Source organism: Xanthomonas arboricola pv. juglandis, assembly GCF_905367715.1.
In the GTDB taxonomy this organism is placed as follows: Bacteria; Pseudomonadota; Gammaproteobacteria; order Xanthomonadales; family Xanthomonadaceae; genus Xanthomonas; species Xanthomonas arboricola.
This window is the reverse complement of the sequence record NZ_HG999362.1, coordinates 1,082,825-1,099,672: the sequence shown is the minus strand read 5'-3', so window position 1 is coordinate 1,099,672 and position 16,848 is coordinate 1,082,825. Positions and strand designations below refer to the sequence as shown.

Here is a 16,848-nt window from a genome sequence, read left to right as displayed (position 1 = left end):
GCATGCACGATGATCCGCGCTACCGGGTCGAGGTCGAGGTGTCGCCCCGCTTCCTCGCCCACCAATCGACCCCTGACGAAGGCCGCTATGCCTTCGCCTACAGCATCCGCATCCAGAACGCGGGGGCCGTGCCTGCGCGCCTGATCGCGCGCCACTGGCAGATCACCGACGCCAACGGACGCACCGAACGGGTGGATGGCGAAGGCGTGGTCGGCGAACAGCCCTGGCTGCGTCCCGGCGAGGCATTCAGTTACACCTCCGGCGTGCTGCTGGAGACCGAGCAGGGACAGATGCAAGGTCATTACGACATGGTGGCCGACGATGGCACCGAATTCACCGCCCCGATCGCCGCCTTCGTGCTGAGCGTACCCAGGACGCTGCACTGATGGATGCTGGACTGATGGAGCGCACGCGATGAGCGTCTGGGCAATTGGCGACCTGCAGGGGTGTTACGACATCACCCAGCGCCTGCTGGAAAAAATCAACTTCGACCCCGCGCAGGACACGCTGTGGTTCTGTGGCGACCTGGTCAACCGCGGCGGTCAATCGCTGGAAACGCTGCGCCTGGTGCATTCGCTGCGCGCGCATAGCGTGGTGGTGCTGGGCAACCATGACCTGTCGCTGCTGGCGATCGGCGCGCGTTCGGAAGAGGAACAACGCAAGGTCAACCCGGATCTGCTGCGCATCGTGCTGGCCGAAGACCGCGACCTGCTGCTCGACTGGCTGCGGATGCAGAAGCTGGCGCACGTGGACCGCGAACTGGGCTGGATGATGATCCATGCCGGGCTGGCGCCGAAATGGACCACGCAGATGGCCGAGAAACATGCGCGCGAGGTCGAGCAGCAACTGCAGGGCGGCGGCTATCGCAAACTGCTGCGCAACATGTACGGCGATCAGCCGGGCTGGTCGCCGGGCCTGAGTGGGTACGACCGCAGCCGCGCAATCATCAACCTGTTCACGCGCATGCGCTATTGCACCCCGCGTGGGCGCATTGCCACCGACGACAAGGGCACGCCGGGTACCCAGGCGCAGGGCCTGTATCCCTGGTTCGAAGTGCCGGGCCGAGTCGAGCGCGATCTGAAGATCGTCTGTGGGCATTGGTCCGCACTCGGGCTGACCATCACTCAGGGCGTGCACGCCATCGATACCGGTGCGGTATGGGGCGGCAAACTCACCGCCTTGCAGCTGGATACCGACGAACTGCGCGTGGTGCAGGTGCCGGGAATCCCGATCACGCAGCCGCCGAAGACCGCACAGCGCAGCCGGCCACCGCGCCGTAGGCAACGCCAGCGTGGCGGTGGCGGAGACAATGCGAACGGGAGCGCCGGTTCGCCCGCTCCCAGTGCTGCTCCGCCCGCTCCCGCTGCGGACTAGTTAACGGGCGTGATCGGCGCACTGGTTGCAGAATGCCGGGGTGATGCCTCGGCGATTGCGATTCAGCCTGATCGTGCATCCGCTACGCGACTGGCACGCTTGCACATTGGGCCTTTCGGCACGCGAGCGCATCGATTTGCATCGCCGTCTCGAAACCGCGGACTGCATGCCCTCGGCAGCACCGTCGTGCATGCGCGGCTAAGTGAGCTCAGCGCCGCTGATAGTCCACGTAATCGAATGCAAAGGCATGCCGCGCATCGGGCGCATGCGGCTCGCGTTGCACCGGCTCCCACACGGCCGGGTCGATCGGCGGAAAGTAGGTGTCGGCCCGTTCCACGATGGTGTCCACTTCGGTGACGGCCAGCAGGTCTGCACGCTCCATGCTCAGGCGATAGACCTCACCGCCACCGATCACGCACAGCTCCTGTGCACCGGCCGCCTCGGCCTGCGCAACCGCCTCATCGAGCGACGCCACCGCTTGCATGTCTGCGAACGGCACCTGCCCCGAACGCGTCAGCACCAGATTCACTCGCCCCGGCAAGGCACGCCCCAGCGACTGCGCGGTCTTGCGCCCCATCAAGATCGGCTTGCCCAAGGTCAGTGCCTTGAAGCGCTTGAGATCGTCAGGCAACTTCCACGGCAATTCGTTGTCGCGGCCGATGGCGTTGTTGCGGTCGAAGGCGACGATCAGGGTCAGTTTCATCGGTCCGGATACAGCGTGTCGTAGATTTTCATCGCGGCGTGCCGGCCCATCATTCCAAGGCAGAAAGCCACAAGGTACAACACGGCAATCACCGCCAGCGCCGCCGAAGACTGCTCGCCGAAGATGTTCGTCAGCTGCAGGGGTTCGCCCTTGTACAAGGCAATACCGAAAAAGCCGATCGGTGCGATGAGCAGGATGCTCGTGAGATTCACCAACAGGCTGGCCTGCATTGCCATCAGCGAATCAGCCAGTTTTTCCCGTGCCTTGATCGAATGCTTGGCCATCACAATGCTGTCGTCTCAAGTGGATGCCGGCGGACCATGCCGCAACTCGCTCGTCATACCGCCACCGGCGCCTTGATCGCCGGATGCGGGTCGTACCCCTCGATGGCGATGTCCTCGAAGCGGAACGCGAACAGGTCGGTCACCGCGGGATTCAGGCGCAGGCGCGGCAGCGCGCGTGGCGTGCGGGTCAGCTGCTCGCGTGCCTGCTCGAAGTGATTCGAGTACAGGTGCGCATCGCCCAGCGTATGCACGAAATCGCCCACGCCCAGGCCGGTGGCCTGCGCCACCATATGCGTCAGCAGTGCATAGCTGGCGATATTGAACGGCACGCCGAGAAAGATGTCGCCGCTGCGCTGATACAGCTGGCAGCTGAGCTTGCCGTTCACCACATAGAACTGGAACAGGCTGTGGCACGGCATCAAGGCCATCTGCGGCAGCTCGCCGACATTCCAGGCGCTGATCACCAGCCGGCGCGAATCCGGGTTGCGCTTGATCTCGTCCACCAGCCATTGCATCTGGTCGATCTCGACGCCGTCCGGGCCGGTCCAGCGCCGCCACTGCTTGCCGTACACCGGGCCGAGATCGCCGTTGTCGTCTGCCCACTCGTCCCAGATGCGGACCTGGTGGTCCTTGAGGTAGCCGATGTTGGTGTCGCCCTGCAGGAACCACAGTAGCTCGTGGATGATCGAGCGCAGGTGCAGCTTCTTGGTGGTGACCAGCGGAAAGCCATCGTTGAGGTCGAAGCGCATCTGCCAGCCGAACACGCTGCGCGTGCCGGTACCGGTGCGATCGGACTTCTCGGCGCCGTGTTCCAGCACATGCTGCAGCAGGTCCAGATAGGGCTTCACTTGGCCGCCTCCGCGCCCGCAGTCTGCACCAGCACCGGCTGCAACACCGGCGCGCGGCGCGACATCGCCAGCAACATCAGGCCGCCGATGATCAACGGCAGGCTCAGGATCTGCCCCATCGTCAGCCAGTTGAAGGCCAGGTAGCCGATCGGTGCATCCGGCACGCGCACGAATTCCACGATGAAGCGGAACACGCCGTACAGCAGCGCGAACATCCCCGACACCGCATAGCGTGCGCGCGGTTTCATCGAGAAGGTCCACAGCACCACGAACATCACCACGCCTTCCAGCGCCGCCTCGTAGAGCTGCGAAGGATGGCGCGCGAACTGGTTCAACGCACCGGCGGCGTACTGCGCCTGGAGTTCTGCCGGCAACCTGCCGGCCAGTTCCGGTGCAAGCGGGAAGATCACGCCCCAGCCGGCATCGGTGAACTTGCCCCACAACTCGCCGCCGACGAAATTGCCGAGCCTCCCGAAGCCCAGGCCCAGCGGCACCAGCGGCGCCACGAAATCCATCACGTCGAAGAAGTGCAGCCGGTGCTTGCGCGCCCACAGCCCGCAGGCGATCAGCACGCCCAGCAGGCCGCCGTGGAAGCTCATGCCGCCCTGCCACACCTTGAACAGGATCAACGGGTTGGCCAGCAGGCTGTCGAACGCATAGAACAGCATGTAGCCGATGCGCCCGCCCAGCACCACGCCGAGCATGCCGTAGAACAGCAGGTCGGAAAATCCGTCCATGTCCACACCCGGCAGGCGGCCGCGCAGGATGCGCGAGCGTCCCAGTGCCCAGGCAGAGAAGAACGCGGCCAGGTACATCAACCCGTACCAGTGCACCTGCACCGGTCCAAGCGAGAAGGCGATGGGGTCGATGGCGTGCAGATAGATCATGCGGACCGCGGATCACGAAAAAGCGAGGCGTCTATTCTGACACCTCGCACGCGTTCAGCCTAAGAGCTGGGGACGATCGGGCAGCTCATCTTCATGCTGGGAGCCGGCAGCGGCAGGAAAATGCTCGGTCAACAGCTCGGTTACCGCCTCGATCCCGGCTAGCACCGCCGCCTCGTGCTCGCCCTCGCGCAGGAACTGCTGCATGCGCCGGCACACCTCGGCCCACTGCGCTTCCGGCACCCGGCTGCGCAGCCCACGGTCGGCGACCACTTCGATGGCGTGGTCGGCCAGCAGCAGATACAGCAGCACCCCGTTATTGGCCTCGGTGTCCCAGGTGCGCAATTGCGCGAAGGCCTGCTCGGCACGCTGGCGCGCGGTGTGCCCGCGCCATAGCGCGTCCAGCGGCAGGTCGGCTTCCACCGCCACCATGACCTGGCCGGTATGGGTGCGCTCGCTGGCGGCAACCGCCGCGGCGATCGCGTCCATACAGCTGGCCGGGAAACTGCGCTGCGCCGAGGGCGCGAAGACATGCCTGAGCCACCGCATTACCAGCTCCCCGAGGCGCCACCGCCTCCCGATGATCCGCCACCACCACCCCAGCCGCCGCCACCAAAACCGCCGCGGCCACCGCCTCCAAAGCCACCGAATCCACCACCACCCCAGCCACCGCCGCCGACAAAGCGCCCCGGCGAACCGGACGCCAGGCCGGCCAGCAGCCCGATCACCGCAGCGCCGGCGCTGGCAAACAGCAGCGAGGTAAACAGCAGGGCGGCGCCACCGGCGGCGATGCCGGTCAGCAACGCGCGCAGCGGCCGTGGCAAAGCACCGAGAATGCCGCGCGCCACCATCGCGACCACAAAACCGATGAACAAGGCCATGATCCAGCCGCCGCCACCCGAGCCATTGCCCGCGCCGCCATCGGCGTGCCCGCTGACCGGCGCCGGCAGGGCCTCGCCCTCGATCAGACCGGCCAGCGTCGCAGTCGCCGCACTGATGCCGCCGGCGTAGTCGCCCTCACGGAAGCGCGGCGCCAGATACTCCTGGATGATGCGGTTGGCCGTGATGTCGGGGATCGCACCTTCCAGGCCATAGCCCGGCTGGATTCGCACCCGGCGATCGTCCTTGGCCACCAGCAGCAACACACCGTCGTCCACGCCCTTGCGGCCGATCTTCCACTGGTCGAACACGCGCTGGGTGTACTGCTCGATCGGCTCCGGCTGCGTGGTCGGCACGATCAGGACCTGCAACTGCGCGCCCTTGCGCTGCTGCAAGACCAGCGCCTGCTGCTCGAGTTGCTGGACCTGCGTGGCGTCCAGTGTGCCGGTGGTATCGACTACGGGCGAGCGCAGTGGCGGAATGGCTGCCAGATCCTGCGCCAGGAGCGAGGCCGGCAACAGCAACAGCGCCAACATCCAGAACACCCGCGTGTAGTTCTTCCGCATTCGCAACTCCTGGCTGATTAGCACTGACACTTCATCGGCACTACCTGGCTGATCCTTCTCCCTGCGGGAGAAGCTGCCCCGAAGGGGCGGATGAGGATGCGAGCGAAGCCTCCTACAGTTGAATAGCATGAGGACTTCGTCCCGTACCCGCCCCCGCACCGCGCCCCAGCCCTCGCTAGCAGCGTGGGCGCTCAAAGGCACGTGCGCCAGCGGCGCGCAAGCCGTGCCTTATCGCCCCCAAGGCAGAGAGGCTTGATGTGCCGCTCCTGAAAGTTGGCATTGATCCAACTGGCGATCGATGGGTTGCCATCGCAAACCTAACGATTGCCTCGACATGCCGTGCGGCACATTGCGCAGTATTTGGTACTGCGCAAATTGCATATGCTTACTGCGCGGGCTGCGGTTGCTGCGCAGGCGGCTGCTGCGGCGCCTGCTGATTGCCGAAATCCACCTGCGGTGCGCGCGAAATCTGCGCTTCGTTTTCGACGCTGAAATTGGGCTTGGGCTGATAGCCGAAGATCTTGGCGGTGATCACCTGCGGGAACGAACGGATGTAGGTGTTGTATTCCTGCACCGTCTGGATGTAGCGACCGCGCGCCACGGTGATGCGGTTTTCGGTGCCTTCCAGCTGCACCTGCAGATCGCGGAACGACTGGTCGGATTTCAGCTGCGGATAGTTTTCGCTGACCACCAACAGGCGCGACAGTGCGCTGCCGAGTTCGCCCTGCGCCTGCTGGAACTGCTTGAGCGAGGCTTCGTCGTCGGCATTGACCTGGATCTGCCCGACCCGCGAGCGCGCATTGGTCACTTCGGTCAGCACCTGGCGCTCCTGCTGGGCATAGCCCTGCACGGTGCGCACCAGATTGGGAATCAGGTCGGCGCGACGCTGATATTGATTCAGCACCTCCGACCAACCTGCCTTGACCCCTTCTTCCTTCTGCTGGATCGCGTTGTAGCCGCAACCGGACAGCGAGACGGTCAGGATCAGCAACACCAGGGCGCGAATCAGGACGGGCATGCAGGCGATTCCGTTGAAAGAGAGCCGCAGCATGCCATGCGGCGAGTCAAGCCGGCATGCACGCGTGCGCCTGGCAGGCGATTCGGCCAGGCACGATGACGCCCGGCCATCGGCAGAAGCAGTCGCTGCATGCTGCGGTGACAGATTGATACGTCGGCTGGCGCGATCCGGTGCCTCTCATCGCAACGAAGGTCTCCATGCATCCGCCAATCCAGTCGCCTACAGAAGCCGAATGATGGCTGCGCGTCGCAGCCAGCGCTATTCAGAACAAGCGCGGCAGCAGGATCAGTCCCCAGCACAGCAGCACATTGATCAGCAGCAGGAACACCGCCGCCGAGCCCATGTCCTTGGCACGGCCGGCCAGCACGTGGTGCTCGGGGCCGTAGCGTTCGATCACCGCCTCGATCGCCGAGTTCAGCAATTCGGCGGCCAGCACGATCAGCAACGGCGCGATCAGCGCAATGCGTTCCAGGCCGGACTGGCCGAGCCATAGCCCCAGCGGCAGCAGCACTGCCGCCAGGCACACCTCCAGCCGAAACGAGGATTCGTGCAGCCATGCCGCGCGCAGACCCTGCCATGACCAGACCGCCGCCTTGAGCATGCGGCGCGGACCGCGCGGCACGTGTCCCAGTTGATCGGCCATGCGTCAGTGCTTCCGGCCGCAAGGGCGTGTCTGGGGACGGCTCGAACGCATGGCGTGGTCACTGCTGAGGAAAGTGCGAATCTTGCACCGTCGTGCAGCGCGCCGCCAGGGCGTGACCAGGTGCCGCAACAGCTGGCGTTGGGCCTGCAAGGTCGTCAGATGCTGCCGCATGGCGCAATCTTTTCCACATTGTCGGTATAGGCCCGGCGGCACGCTCTGCGAGCAACCCATGACAGGCGCTGGACGCCTAACGGTTTGCCCTGGGCTTCCAGCCTGTCGCACCATGGTGGTCCGCTTCACTGTCGCAGGTTCTTTCGCATGACCAAACATCCCTTGCGCACGCTGCTGTGCGCGCTTGCCTTGTTGTCCGGCCACGTCCACGCCGCCGCCCCGCACACCACGCCACAGATACCGGCACAGGTGTCCAACGCCGCCTGGGAAGACGACATGCGGCGCTTTTCCGACAGCGATGCGCAACAACCGCCGCCCAAGCACGGCATCGTCTTCGTCGGCAGTTCGTCGATCCGTTTCTGGGACACGCTGGCCCAGGATTTCCCCGGCATGCCGGTGATCAATCGCGGCTTCGGCGGTTCGGAAGTGCGCGACAGCACCTGGTACGCCGACCGCATCGTGATCCCGTATACGCCGCGCCAAGTGGTGCTGTATGCCGGCGACAACGATCTCAACAGCGGCCGCACGCCACAGCAGGTGCGCGACGACGTGCTGGCATTCGTGCAGCGCATCCGCCGCGACCTGCCCACCGCGCGCATCAGCTATCTGTCGATCAAACCCAGCCCGTCGCGCGCGCATCTGCTGCCTTCGATCATCACCGCCAACCGCCTGATCAAGGACGCACTCGCGCCGCTGCCGCACGTGGACTACGTGGACGTCTACACGCCGATGCTCGACGCCGACGGCAAACCGCGCGCCGAGCTGTTTCGCCAGGACATGCTGCACATGACCGCCGATGGCTATGCCATCTGGCGCAAGGCGGTGGCTCCGGTACTGAAGCAGAAGTAGCGCCCTGCAGGTCGATCTGGCGAGGCACTCGCCAGATCGGTCCATTGATCGATTGCGGCAAGCGATCCCGCAGATGCAGCTGGCCTCTACGGTGGATCGCCACAGCGCGCGATCAATGCCGCGCAGTCGAAAACACCATCATCGCAACCGCAAACGGCGCCCCAGACGCATACAGCGCGTCTGCCTCGTTAGCAGACGGTTCCAAACCAGCCAAACCTTATCGATCAGTGCTGCGGGCGCTCCCCCGCGGCAACGGATGACGACAGACCGCGCGAGCCAAGACTATCGTTAACTCAGGCCACCACCACCGCAACCGAGGTACCGACACCGGACTCGCTATGCAGCTCGATCCGCCAGCCGAAGCGATCGCACAGCCGGCGCACGATCGACAGGCCCAGACCGGTGCCCTGCGGGCGCGTGGGATCGGCGCGGAAGAAGGGCTCGAACGCGCGCGCGCGCGCTTCCTCGCTCATGCCGATGCCGGTATCGCGCACGATGATGCGGTCCTGGGTGACTTCCACTTCGATGCTCCCGGTGTCGGTGTAGGCGCAGGCATTGCGCAGCAGGTTGCTGAGCACCACGCGCATCACCCGCGGCGGGGCGAACATCTGCAGGCTGCGGTCGCCGACCATCGTCAGGGACACCGGCTTGTCGCCCAGCAGTTCGCGGGCGCTGTCGACTTCCTCGCTGGCCAGTTCGGCGGCATCGAAGGTTTCGCTTTGCGGGTCGATCTCGGCCTCGCGCGCCAGGATCAGGAAGGCGTCGATCACCGCTTCCATGTCGCGGCCGGCACGCTGGATCCGGCGCAGGCTGCGCTGGGTGCGTTGCGACAGTTCGTCGTCGGCCAGTGCCATGTCGCTGGCCACCCGAATCACCGTCAACGGTGTGCGCAGTTCATGGCTGGCATCGCGGGTGAAATTGCGCTCGCGTGCGACATGGTCGCTGACCTTCTGCCCCAGCGCATGCAGCGCGGCGGCCAATTGCCGGGTTTCACCCTGCAGGTCGGCAGGCAGCCGCTCCGGCGCCAGTTCGTCGACATCGGGATTGCGTGGATCCCACTGCGACACGCGCCGCGCCAGCCAGCTGATCGGCGAGACCAGCCGCTTGGAAATCCGGTAGGTCACCCAGAACACGCCATAGATCGCCAGCAGCACCAGCATCGCCGGCACCACCCCGAACCAGAGTGTCAGGTGCGCCGCACGCGAGCGTGGGAACACCAGGTACAAGCGCCCTTCCGGGCGTTGGTCGACATACACCAGGGCGTCGGCGGCGGCCACTTCGCTGAAGCCCGGCGACAGCCGCTGCAAGGCCGCTGGCGCAGGGTCCCGGCCTTCGCCGGCGGGCGAAAAATAGCCCTGGATGTTGCGTGTATTCGGCGGCGGATTGTTCGGCGCGCTCTTGTGCAGGTGCCAGAAATGCACCGCCTCGTCGGCAAGCACGGTGCGCACCAGGCTGTACTTGATCACAAAGGACAGTAAGTAGCCGCCCAGCACGATCGCCAGGCTCGCCAGGGCGACCTGCAGCAGGAAGGCGAGACGTATTTTTCGTGGAAGCCCGTGCGGCATTGCTGCATCCAGGGGAGAGCGCCGGATTATAGGCAACGCTTCCGTAAGCCCGTCGTGCAGCCAGACGGCAGCACGCGGAAGCGACAGGCGCGTGGGCGCCTAGAGGAGGTGACCGGCCGCCAGAACGGCGGCCGGCCGGTGACATCAGGCCATCGGCTGGGCGATGTCGGCGATGCGATAGCCGGCGCTCTGCACGGTGTGCAGCAGCGGACGGTCGAACGGCTTGTCGATGATCTTGCGCAGGTTGTACAGATGGCTGCGCAGGGTGTCCGAATCCGGCAACCCGTTGCCCCAGATCTCGCGCTCGATTTCCTGGCGGGTGACCACCCGCGGCGACTCGCGCATCAGGATGGTGAGCAGGCGCAGGCCGATCGGCGAGAGCTGCAGCTCGGTGCCGGCCCGGGTGGCGCGCATGCTGACCGGATCGAGCACCAGGTCGGCGACCTTGAGCACTTCCGAGCCGACCTGGCGGCGCTCGCGGCGGATCAGGGCACGCAGACGCGCTTCCAGCTCCTGGATCGCGAACGGCTTGGTCAGGTAGTCGTCGGCACCGAAACCCAGGCCGGTGAGCTTGTCGTCCAGCGTGTCGCGGGCGGTCAGCATCAGCACCGGGGTGGACTTGCGTGCGTCGTTACGCAGGCGGCGACACACTTCGATGCCGTCCAGACGTGGCAGCATGAGATCCAGCACGACCACGTCGTAGCTGTTCTCGGCGGCCAGACGGTAACCGTCGAGTCCGTCCTGCGCGTAGTCGACCTCGAAGCCACGACCTTCCAGGTACTCGCCGATCATTTCAGAGATATTGCGGTTGTCTTCGACGACCAGCACGAGGCCGGACGTTTCCTTGGTCTGACGCATGGACTTTCCTCGGTCTTCAGCTTTGTGAAACATGCCGGATCGGCAGTGGAAAGGGCGTGAAGACCAACTAACGTTCTGTGACGGCGCGCGGTGGCCGCCGGTTGTCAGCGCCCGAGCAACGGACGCAGCGCTGGCCACACCGTTTCCAGCACCCTGGGCTGGGCAGCGGCAGTGGGATGCAGGCCGTCCGCTTGCATCAGGCCTGGCTGCAGCGCAACCTTTTCCAGGAAAAACGGCACCAGCGCGGTCTTGTACTGCCTGGACAGGTCGGCGTAGCTCGCCTTCAGGCGCTCACGGTAGGCGGGGCCGTAGTTTGGCGGCACATCGATGCCCAGCAGCAGCACCTTCGCGCCGGCCTGCTGGCTGAGCTGGATCATCTTTTCCAGGTTGCCCTTGAGCTGGGCCGGGGTCAGGCCGCGCAGCGCATCGTTGCCGCCCAGTTCGATCACCACCACGCCGGGGCGGTGCTTCTGTAGCAGGCCGGGCAGCCGCGTCAACGCACCGGAGGTGGTTTCGCCGCTGATGCTGGCATTGACGACCGCCGGTGGCGTCGCCATGTCACGCTTGAGGCGTTGGTCCAGCAAGGTGACCCAGCCGGACTGTACCGGGATGTTGTGCGCAGCGCTCAGGCTGTCGCCGACCACCAGGATCGGTGCGGCCGCCACCGGACTTTTGGCAGAGGCAATTCCCGGCGCAAGCAGGGACAGTGTCAGCAGCCACAGGACCAGCGCGCCATATCGCAGTGTTCTTTCACGCATTCGGAGATTCCTCATCGACAGTCTGGCCCCCCGCTCCAGCACCCGCACCGCCATCGACGTCCGCGAGGTCGGCAAGTCCGTCAGCGGACCGGAGGGAACACTCCACATCCTCGACAACATCAGCTTGACGGTCAGTGAAGGCGACAGTATCGCCATCGTCGGCGCGTCCGGCTCGGGCAAGACCACCCTGCTCGGCCTGCTGGCCGGACTGGACCTGCCCAGCCGCGGCAGCATCGCGCTCTCCGGCCAGCAGCTGGGCCAGTTGGACGAAGAGGCGCGCGCCGCCTTGCGCGCGCGCGAGGTCGGCTTCGTGTTCCAGAGCTTCCACCTGCTGCCGGCACTCACCGCCGAAGAAAACATCGCGCTGCCGCTGGAACTGGCCGACCGCGAAGACCCGGCGCGGGTGCGCGAGGTGCTGGAGGCGGTGGGCCTGAGCGCGCGTGCGCGCCACTACCCGCGCCAGCTGTCCGGCGGCGAGCAGCAACGTGTGGCGCTGGCACGCGCCTTCGTGGCCAAGCCGCGCATCCTGTTTGCCGACGAGCCCACCGGCAGCCTGGACCAGGCCACCGGCGCGCAGATCAGCGACCTGTTGTTTGCGCTCAATGCCACCAGCGATACCACCCTGGTGCTGGTGACCCACGACATGACGCTGGCGCAGCGCTGCAACCACATCTACCGCATCGACAGCGGCCGCCTGCACGCCCAGCCCGGTTCGGCCGCATGAACGTGCTGCGCCAAGCCGCGCGCGCGGTACGCCGCGAATTCCTGGCCGGCGACCTGCTGACCGTGTTCGCCGCGCTGGTGCTGGGCGTGGCGGTGATGACGGCCGTCGGCACGCTGGTCGATCGGGTGACCCTGGCGTTGACCTCCAGCGCGGCCGAAGTGCTCGGTGGCGATCTGGGCGTGACCGGCCGCCAGGAGATCCCGGCCGACTTCGCCGCGGAAGCGCAGCGACGTGGCTTGCAGAGCACGCGCATGGTCAGCTTCCCCAGCGTGCTGTTCCATGGCGACGCCAGCCAGATGGCCAATATCCGCGGGGTCGGCGCGGGCTACCCGCTGCGTGGGCAATTGCTGGTGTCCGCGGACAGTGCCGGCATGCAGGGCAAGCCTACGGGTGCACCGCCGCCAGGCCAGGCCTATGCCGACCCGCGTCTGCTGGAGGCCCTGGGCCTGCGCGTGGGCGAACAGCTGGAATTCGGCGCCGGCCATCTCACCATCACCGGCGTGCTGCGTGCCGAACCGGATGCCTCCGGCGAGCTGATGCAGCTGTCGCCGCCGCTGCTGGTCAATCGCGCCGATATTGATGGTGCCGGCCTGCTCGGCCCGGGCAGCCGCGCCTCGTACCGGCTGATGTTCTCCGGCGCGCCCGATGCCATCGCCGACTTGCGCGCCTGGCTGAAACCGCGCGCCAGCGAATACCGCCTGGTCGGCATCGAGGACACCCAGCGCGGCATGCGCGCGGCGTTCGACCGTGCGGGCCGTTTCCTGGCCTTGTCGGCGTTGCTGGCGGTGCTGTTGTCCGGTGTGGCCACTGCATTGGCGGCCAACCGCTTTGCAATGCGGCGTATCGACACGGTGGCGGTGTTGCGCTGCCTGGGCGCACGCCAGCGCGACATCCTGGCGATGCTGTCGCTGCAACTGCTGCTCACCGCGATTCCGGCCTGCCTGGTCGGGATCGGGCTGGGCATGCTGGCGCAGGAAGGCCTGGTGCAGGCGCTGGGCAGCCTGATCCCGAACCGGCTGCCGTTGCCGCAGGCCACCCCTGCCCTGGCCGGTGCCGGCATCGGCCTGGTGCTGTTGTTGGGCTTCGGCCTGCCGCCGTTGCTGCGGCTGCGCAACGTGCCGCCGATGCGCGTGCTCAACCGCAGCTTTGCCGCGGTGCCGCCGAGTTCCTTGCTGGTCTACGCCGCGGCATTGGCTGCCACGTTGGCGCTGACCGTGTACGCGACCGGCAACCTGGTGCTGGCCGGCTGGGTGCTGGGTGGCCTGGCCGCATTGGCGCTGGTGGCGATGGCGCTGGGACTGGGCCTGCTGGCCTTGCTGCGGCCGATCCAGCACCGCCTGCGCGGCGCCTGGAAACTCGGCCTGGCCTCGCTGACGCGGCGCCGCGGGCTGAGCGTGGTGCAGCTGGTCGGGCTGTCGCTGTCGTTGTGCGCGCTGCTATTGCTGGCGGTGGTCGGCCCCGGCCTGCTCGGGCAATGGCGCGATCGGCTGCCGGCGGACACGCCCAACTATTTCCTGATGAATATCCAGCCCGAGCAGACCGAACCGGTGCTGCAGACGCTGCGCGGCCTGAGTGTACAGGATGCGGCCGTGGAGCCGTTTTCGACCGGGCGCCTGGTGGCGATCAACGACAAGCCACCGCTGCGCGGCGATCGCGATCCGGCCGACGATGGCGACGGCGACAACCGGCCGGTCAATTTCTCCTGGCGGCATGCATTTCCGCCGGCAAACACCTTGCTGGAAGGCAAGTTCTGGGCGGCCGACAGCACCGCGCCGGAGGCCTCGGTGGAAGAAGGCTGGGCGCAGCGGTATCAGCTCAAACTCGGCGACCGCATCACCTTGCTGCTGGGCGAGCAGCAGCGCAGCTTCACCGTCACCAGCATCCGCAAGGCCGACTGGGACTCGTTCCGGGTCAATTTCTTCCTGCTGCTCAACCAGGGCTTGGTCGGCGATGCGCCGTACAACCTGATTTCCAGCTTCCACCTGCCGCCCGGCAATGCACCCAAGCTGGCATCGCTGAGCCGCGACTACCCCAACATTTCGGTGCTGGACATCGATGCGATCCTCGGCCGCGTGCGCGAGGTGATCGACCAGGTGGCGCAGGCGGTGCAGCTGGTGATGGGTTTCAGCCTGCTGGCCGGCGTGCTGGTGCTGCTGGCGGCCTTGCAGGCCACCGCCGGCGAGCGTCGCTATGACAGCGCGGTGCTGCGCACGCTGGGCGCGCGTCGCGGCCAGTTGCGTGGCGCGGTGCTGGTGGAGTTCGGCGCGCTCGGCCTGCTGGCGGCGACGCTGGCGGTGACCGCCGCCGCGGTGATCGGTGCGGTGGTCGGGCAGAAAGCGTTCGAGATCGCGTTGACGCCGGACTGGCCGCGCCTGCTGCTCGGCGGTGCGTTTGGCCTTGCGCTGAGCCTGCTGGCCGGCTGGTCGGGCACGCGACGCATCCTGTCCACGCCGCCGGCGTTGGCACTGCGGACCGACTAAGGCCGGGTCGGTTGAACCCGCAAACGGGCGGCGCGCAGGCGGCGCCCGTTCGCGTTCCGTTTCACCGCTGCATATACCGGCAGCGCATAAGCACCTTGCCAATCGTACGTTCGCAGCGGCGACCGGACTGCCTACAGTGATGTGTCCGGCCGCCGGCCCAGGCGGCCATCCGTTGCCGTCGAGGTGCCACCGTCATGGCCAGCGTCACTTCCGCTGCGTGTGCGCAGCCGCCGCGCGATGCGGTTTCCCCACAGCACTCTTGCAGTGTCCGGATCGTGCCGTTCGACGCCCCGCTGGGCGCCGAAGTGATCGGCCTGGATCTGTCACAGCCACTGGATGCAGACACCTTCGCGCGCATCCATCAGGCGCATCTGGACTACCACGTGCTGGTGTTCCGCGAGCAACGCATCACGCCGGCGCAGCAGGTCGCTTTCAGCCGGCGCTTCGGCCCGTTGCAGATCCATGTGCTGCGCAACTTCCAGTTGCAAGGACATCCGGAAGTGCTGGTGGTGTCCAACATCAAGGAGAACGGCGAGCCGATCGGTCTGGGCGATGCCGGCCACTACTGGCACTCGGACCTGTCGTACAAGGACACCCCCAGCCTGGGATCGTTGTTGCATGCGCAGGAACTGCCCAGCGAAGGCGGCGACACCTTGTTCGCCAACCAGCACCTGGCCTGGCAGACCCTACCCGACGCGCTCAAGCACGCGGTGCAGGACCTGCGCGCAGAACACAGCTATCTGGCCAAGTACGAAGAACTGCGTGCGCGCAATCCGTGGCGCCCGGCGCTGACGCCGGAGCAGATTGCCGAAGTGAAGCCGGTGCAGCATCCGATCGTGCGCACCCATCCGGAAACCGGCCAGAAAGCGCTGTTTGTCAGCGAGCATTTCACCACCCGCATCGTCGGCTTGCCCGACGACGAAAGTGCTGCACTGCTGCAAGCGCTGTTCGCACATAGCACCGGCGATGCGCTGGTGTATCGGCATCGCTGGCAGCCGCACGACATGGTGTTCTGGGACAACCGTTCGGTGATGCATCTGGCGGCCGGCACGCCCGATCACCTGCGTCGTCGGCTCAACCGCACCACCATCGAAGGCGATGCGCCGTTCTAGCCAAGGTGCTGCCTCGCGCGCGTTCCGCAGCACGTAATACGCTGGGAAATGCGCCTTCTTCCTCCCCCCTCGACTGGAGCGCCGCATGCGTTTGACCGTCACCTCTCACGCACGTCCGCAGCGCCGACGTTTTTCCCGACATGTCGCGCTGCTGCTCCTGGCTGCATTGCCGTTGCTGCACAGCGCGCATGCGCAGGCCGAAGGAAAGCTGCGCATCGCCAAACAGTTCGGCATCGTCTATCTGTTGCTGGACGTGGCACAGGATCAGAAGCTGATCGAGCAGCAGGGCAAGGCGGCCGGCGTGGACATCGACGTGCAGTTCCTGCAGTTGTCAGGTGGCGCCGCCGTCAACGATGCCCTGCTGACCGGTTCGATCGATATCGCCGGTGCCGGTGTCGGGCCGTTGTTCACCATCTGGGACCGCACGCATGGCCGCCAGAACGTGCGCGGCGTGGCGTCGCTGGGCAACTTCCCGTACTACCTGATCAGCAACAATCCGCGCATCAAAAGCATCGGCGATTTCACCCCGCAGGACCGCATCGCGGTGCCGGCCACCGGTGTGTCGGTGCAGTCGCGTTTCCTGCAGCACGCCTCCCAGCAACGCTGGGGCGACAAGGGCACCCACCAGCTGGATCCGCTGCAGGTCGCCTTGCCGCACCCGGACGCGGCCGCCGCGATCATCCGTGGCCGCACCGAGATCACCGCGCATTTCGCCAGCCCGCCATTCCAGGAGCAGGAGCTGGCACGCAACCCGGCCGCGCACATCGTGACCAGCTCCTACGAGATCGAAGGCGGCCCTTCCTCGGCCACCGTGCTGTATGCCACCGAGAAATTCCGCCGCGACAATCCCAAGACCTATCGCGCCTTCGTCGCGGCGCTGGATCAGGCCGCACGCTTCGTCACCGCGCATCCGGAGCAGGCGGCGGATATCTTCCTGCGTCGCAATGGCTCGAGCATCGATCGCGCGCTGGTGCTGCAGATCCTCAAGGACCCGAAAGTGCAGTTCACCGTGGTGCCGCAGAACACGCTGGGGCTGGGCAAGTTCATGCAGCACAGCGGCGCGATCAAGCAGACCCCGAGCAAGCTGAGCGACTACTTCTTCGACGATCCGCTGATTGCGGGCGGGAGCTGA

Annotated in this window: 18 protein-coding genes; 7 read left to right on the top strand and 11 right to left on the bottom strand. The window is 66.3% G+C overall.

Annotated elements, in window-relative coordinates; translation table 11 throughout:
- The first annotated feature begins 2 nt into the window (after positions 1-2).
- Positions 3-386, top strand: a complete 384-nt coding sequence (gene apaG / locus KHN93_RS04580; RefSeq protein WP_039523655.1) for a Co2+/Mg2+ efflux protein ApaG — start codon at positions 3-5, stop codon at positions 384-386.
- A gap of 28 nt (positions 387-414) precedes the next feature.
- On the top strand, positions 415-1,374 hold the full coding sequence (locus KHN93_RS04575) for a symmetrical bis(5'-nucleosyl)-tetraphosphatase (RefSeq protein WP_104560198.1): 960 nt from the start codon (positions 415-417) through the stop codon (positions 1,372-1,374).
- Between the two features lie 208 nt (positions 1,375-1,582).
- Here KHN93_RS04575 and KHN93_RS04570 read toward each other — a convergent pair whose 3' ends face one another.
- The 8 genes from KHN93_RS04570 to KHN93_RS04535 form a co-directional block, all read right to left on the bottom strand.
- On the bottom strand, positions 1,583-2,077 hold the full coding sequence (locus tag KHN93_RS04570) for a dihydrofolate reductase (RefSeq protein WP_104560197.1): 495 nt from the start codon (positions 2,075-2,077) through the stop codon (positions 1,583-1,585).
- Entirely contained in the window at positions 2,074-2,361 is a 288-nt protein-coding gene (locus tag KHN93_RS04565) for a hypothetical protein (protein ID WP_104560196.1), read from the bottom strand. Before KHN93_RS04565 ends, KHN93_RS04570 begins: the two co-directional genes overlap by 4 nt.
- A 53-nt stretch (positions 2,362-2,414) precedes the next feature.
- Positions 2,415-3,209, bottom strand: a complete 795-nt coding sequence (locus tag KHN93_RS04560; protein WP_104560195.1) for a thymidylate synthase — start codon at positions 3,207-3,209, stop codon at positions 2,415-2,417.
- Positions 3,206-4,096: a prolipoprotein diacylglyceryl transferase gene (gene lgt / locus KHN93_RS04555; RefSeq protein ID WP_104560194.1), complete on the bottom strand. Its 891-nt coding sequence runs from the start codon at positions 4,094-4,096 to the stop codon at positions 3,206-3,208. The genes KHN93_RS04560 and lgt overlap by 4 nt, the downstream gene beginning before the upstream one ends.
- Positions 4,097-4,150: 54 nt before the next feature.
- Entirely contained in the window at positions 4,151-4,642 is a 492-nt protein-coding gene (locus tag KHN93_RS04550) for a TPM domain-containing protein (RefSeq protein ID WP_104538476.1), read from the bottom strand.
- Positions 4,642-5,538 carry a TPM domain-containing protein gene (locus KHN93_RS04545; RefSeq protein WP_212579193.1) on the bottom strand — a complete coding sequence of 299 codons (897 nt, stop codon included), beginning with the start codon at positions 5,536-5,538 and terminating at the stop codon, positions 4,642-4,644. Before KHN93_RS04545 ends, KHN93_RS04550 begins: the two co-directional genes overlap by 1 nt.
- Positions 5,539-5,923: 385 nt before the next feature.
- Positions 5,924-6,556 (bottom strand): LemA family protein, encoded by a 633-nt coding sequence (locus KHN93_RS04540; RefSeq protein ID WP_104561940.1) that lies wholly within the window; start codon positions 6,554-6,556, stop codon positions 5,924-5,926.
- Positions 6,557-6,818: 262 nt separating this feature from the next.
- Complete coding sequence (locus tag KHN93_RS04535; protein ID WP_039523638.1) at positions 6,819-7,199, bottom strand: diacylglycerol kinase; 381 nt, start codon at positions 7,197-7,199, stop codon at positions 6,819-6,821.
- Positions 7,200-7,517: 318 nt separating this feature from the next.
- Between KHN93_RS04535 and KHN93_RS04530 the strand changes: the two genes are divergently transcribed.
- Positions 7,518-8,219, top strand: coding sequence for an SGNH/GDSL hydrolase family protein (locus KHN93_RS04530; protein ID WP_212579192.1), 702 nt, complete (start codon positions 7,518-7,520; stop codon positions 8,217-8,219).
- A gap of 293 nt (positions 8,220-8,512) precedes the next feature.
- Here the strand turns inward: KHN93_RS04530 and KHN93_RS04525 are convergent, their stop codons facing one another.
- The 3 genes from KHN93_RS04525 to KHN93_RS04515 form a co-directional block, all read right to left on the bottom strand.
- Positions 8,513-9,784 carry a sensor histidine kinase gene (locus KHN93_RS04525; protein WP_104561944.1) on the bottom strand — a complete coding sequence of 424 codons (1,272 nt, stop codon included), beginning with the start codon at positions 9,782-9,784 and terminating at the stop codon, positions 8,513-8,515.
- 144 nt (positions 9,785-9,928) lie between these two features.
- On the bottom strand, positions 9,929-10,642 hold the full coding sequence (locus KHN93_RS04520; RefSeq protein ID WP_002811889.1) for a response regulator transcription factor: 714 nt from the start codon (positions 10,640-10,642) through the stop codon (positions 9,929-9,931).
- Positions 10,643-10,746: 104 nt separating this feature from the next.
- Positions 10,747-11,415 carry an arylesterase gene (locus KHN93_RS04515; protein WP_180969788.1) on the bottom strand — a complete coding sequence of 223 codons (669 nt, stop codon included), beginning with the start codon at positions 11,413-11,415 and terminating at the stop codon, positions 10,747-10,749.
- A gap of 109 nt (positions 11,416-11,524) precedes the next feature.
- Here KHN93_RS04515 and KHN93_RS04510 point away from each other — a divergent pair, with 109 nt between their 5' ends.
- From KHN93_RS04510 to KHN93_RS04495, 4 genes are all read left to right on the top strand, one after another.
- Entirely contained in the window at positions 11,525-12,124 is a 600-nt protein-coding gene (locus KHN93_RS04510; protein ID WP_212579191.1) for an ABC transporter ATP-binding protein, read from the top strand.
- Positions 12,121-14,604, top strand: coding sequence for an ABC transporter permease (locus KHN93_RS04505; protein WP_212579190.1), 2,484 nt, complete (start codon positions 12,121-12,123; stop codon positions 14,602-14,604). The genes KHN93_RS04510 and KHN93_RS04505 overlap by 4 nt, the downstream gene beginning before the upstream one ends.
- A 194-nt stretch (positions 14,605-14,798) precedes the next feature.
- Positions 14,799-15,716 carry a TauD/TfdA dioxygenase family protein gene (locus tag KHN93_RS04500; protein ID WP_104561948.1) on the top strand — a complete coding sequence of 306 codons (918 nt, stop codon included), beginning with the start codon at positions 14,799-14,801 and terminating at the stop codon, positions 15,714-15,716.
- Positions 15,717-15,801: 85 nt separating this feature from the next.
- Positions 15,802-16,848: an ABC transporter substrate-binding protein gene (locus KHN93_RS04495; protein ID WP_104561950.1), complete on the top strand. Its 1,047-nt coding sequence runs from the start codon at positions 15,802-15,804 to the stop codon at positions 16,846-16,848.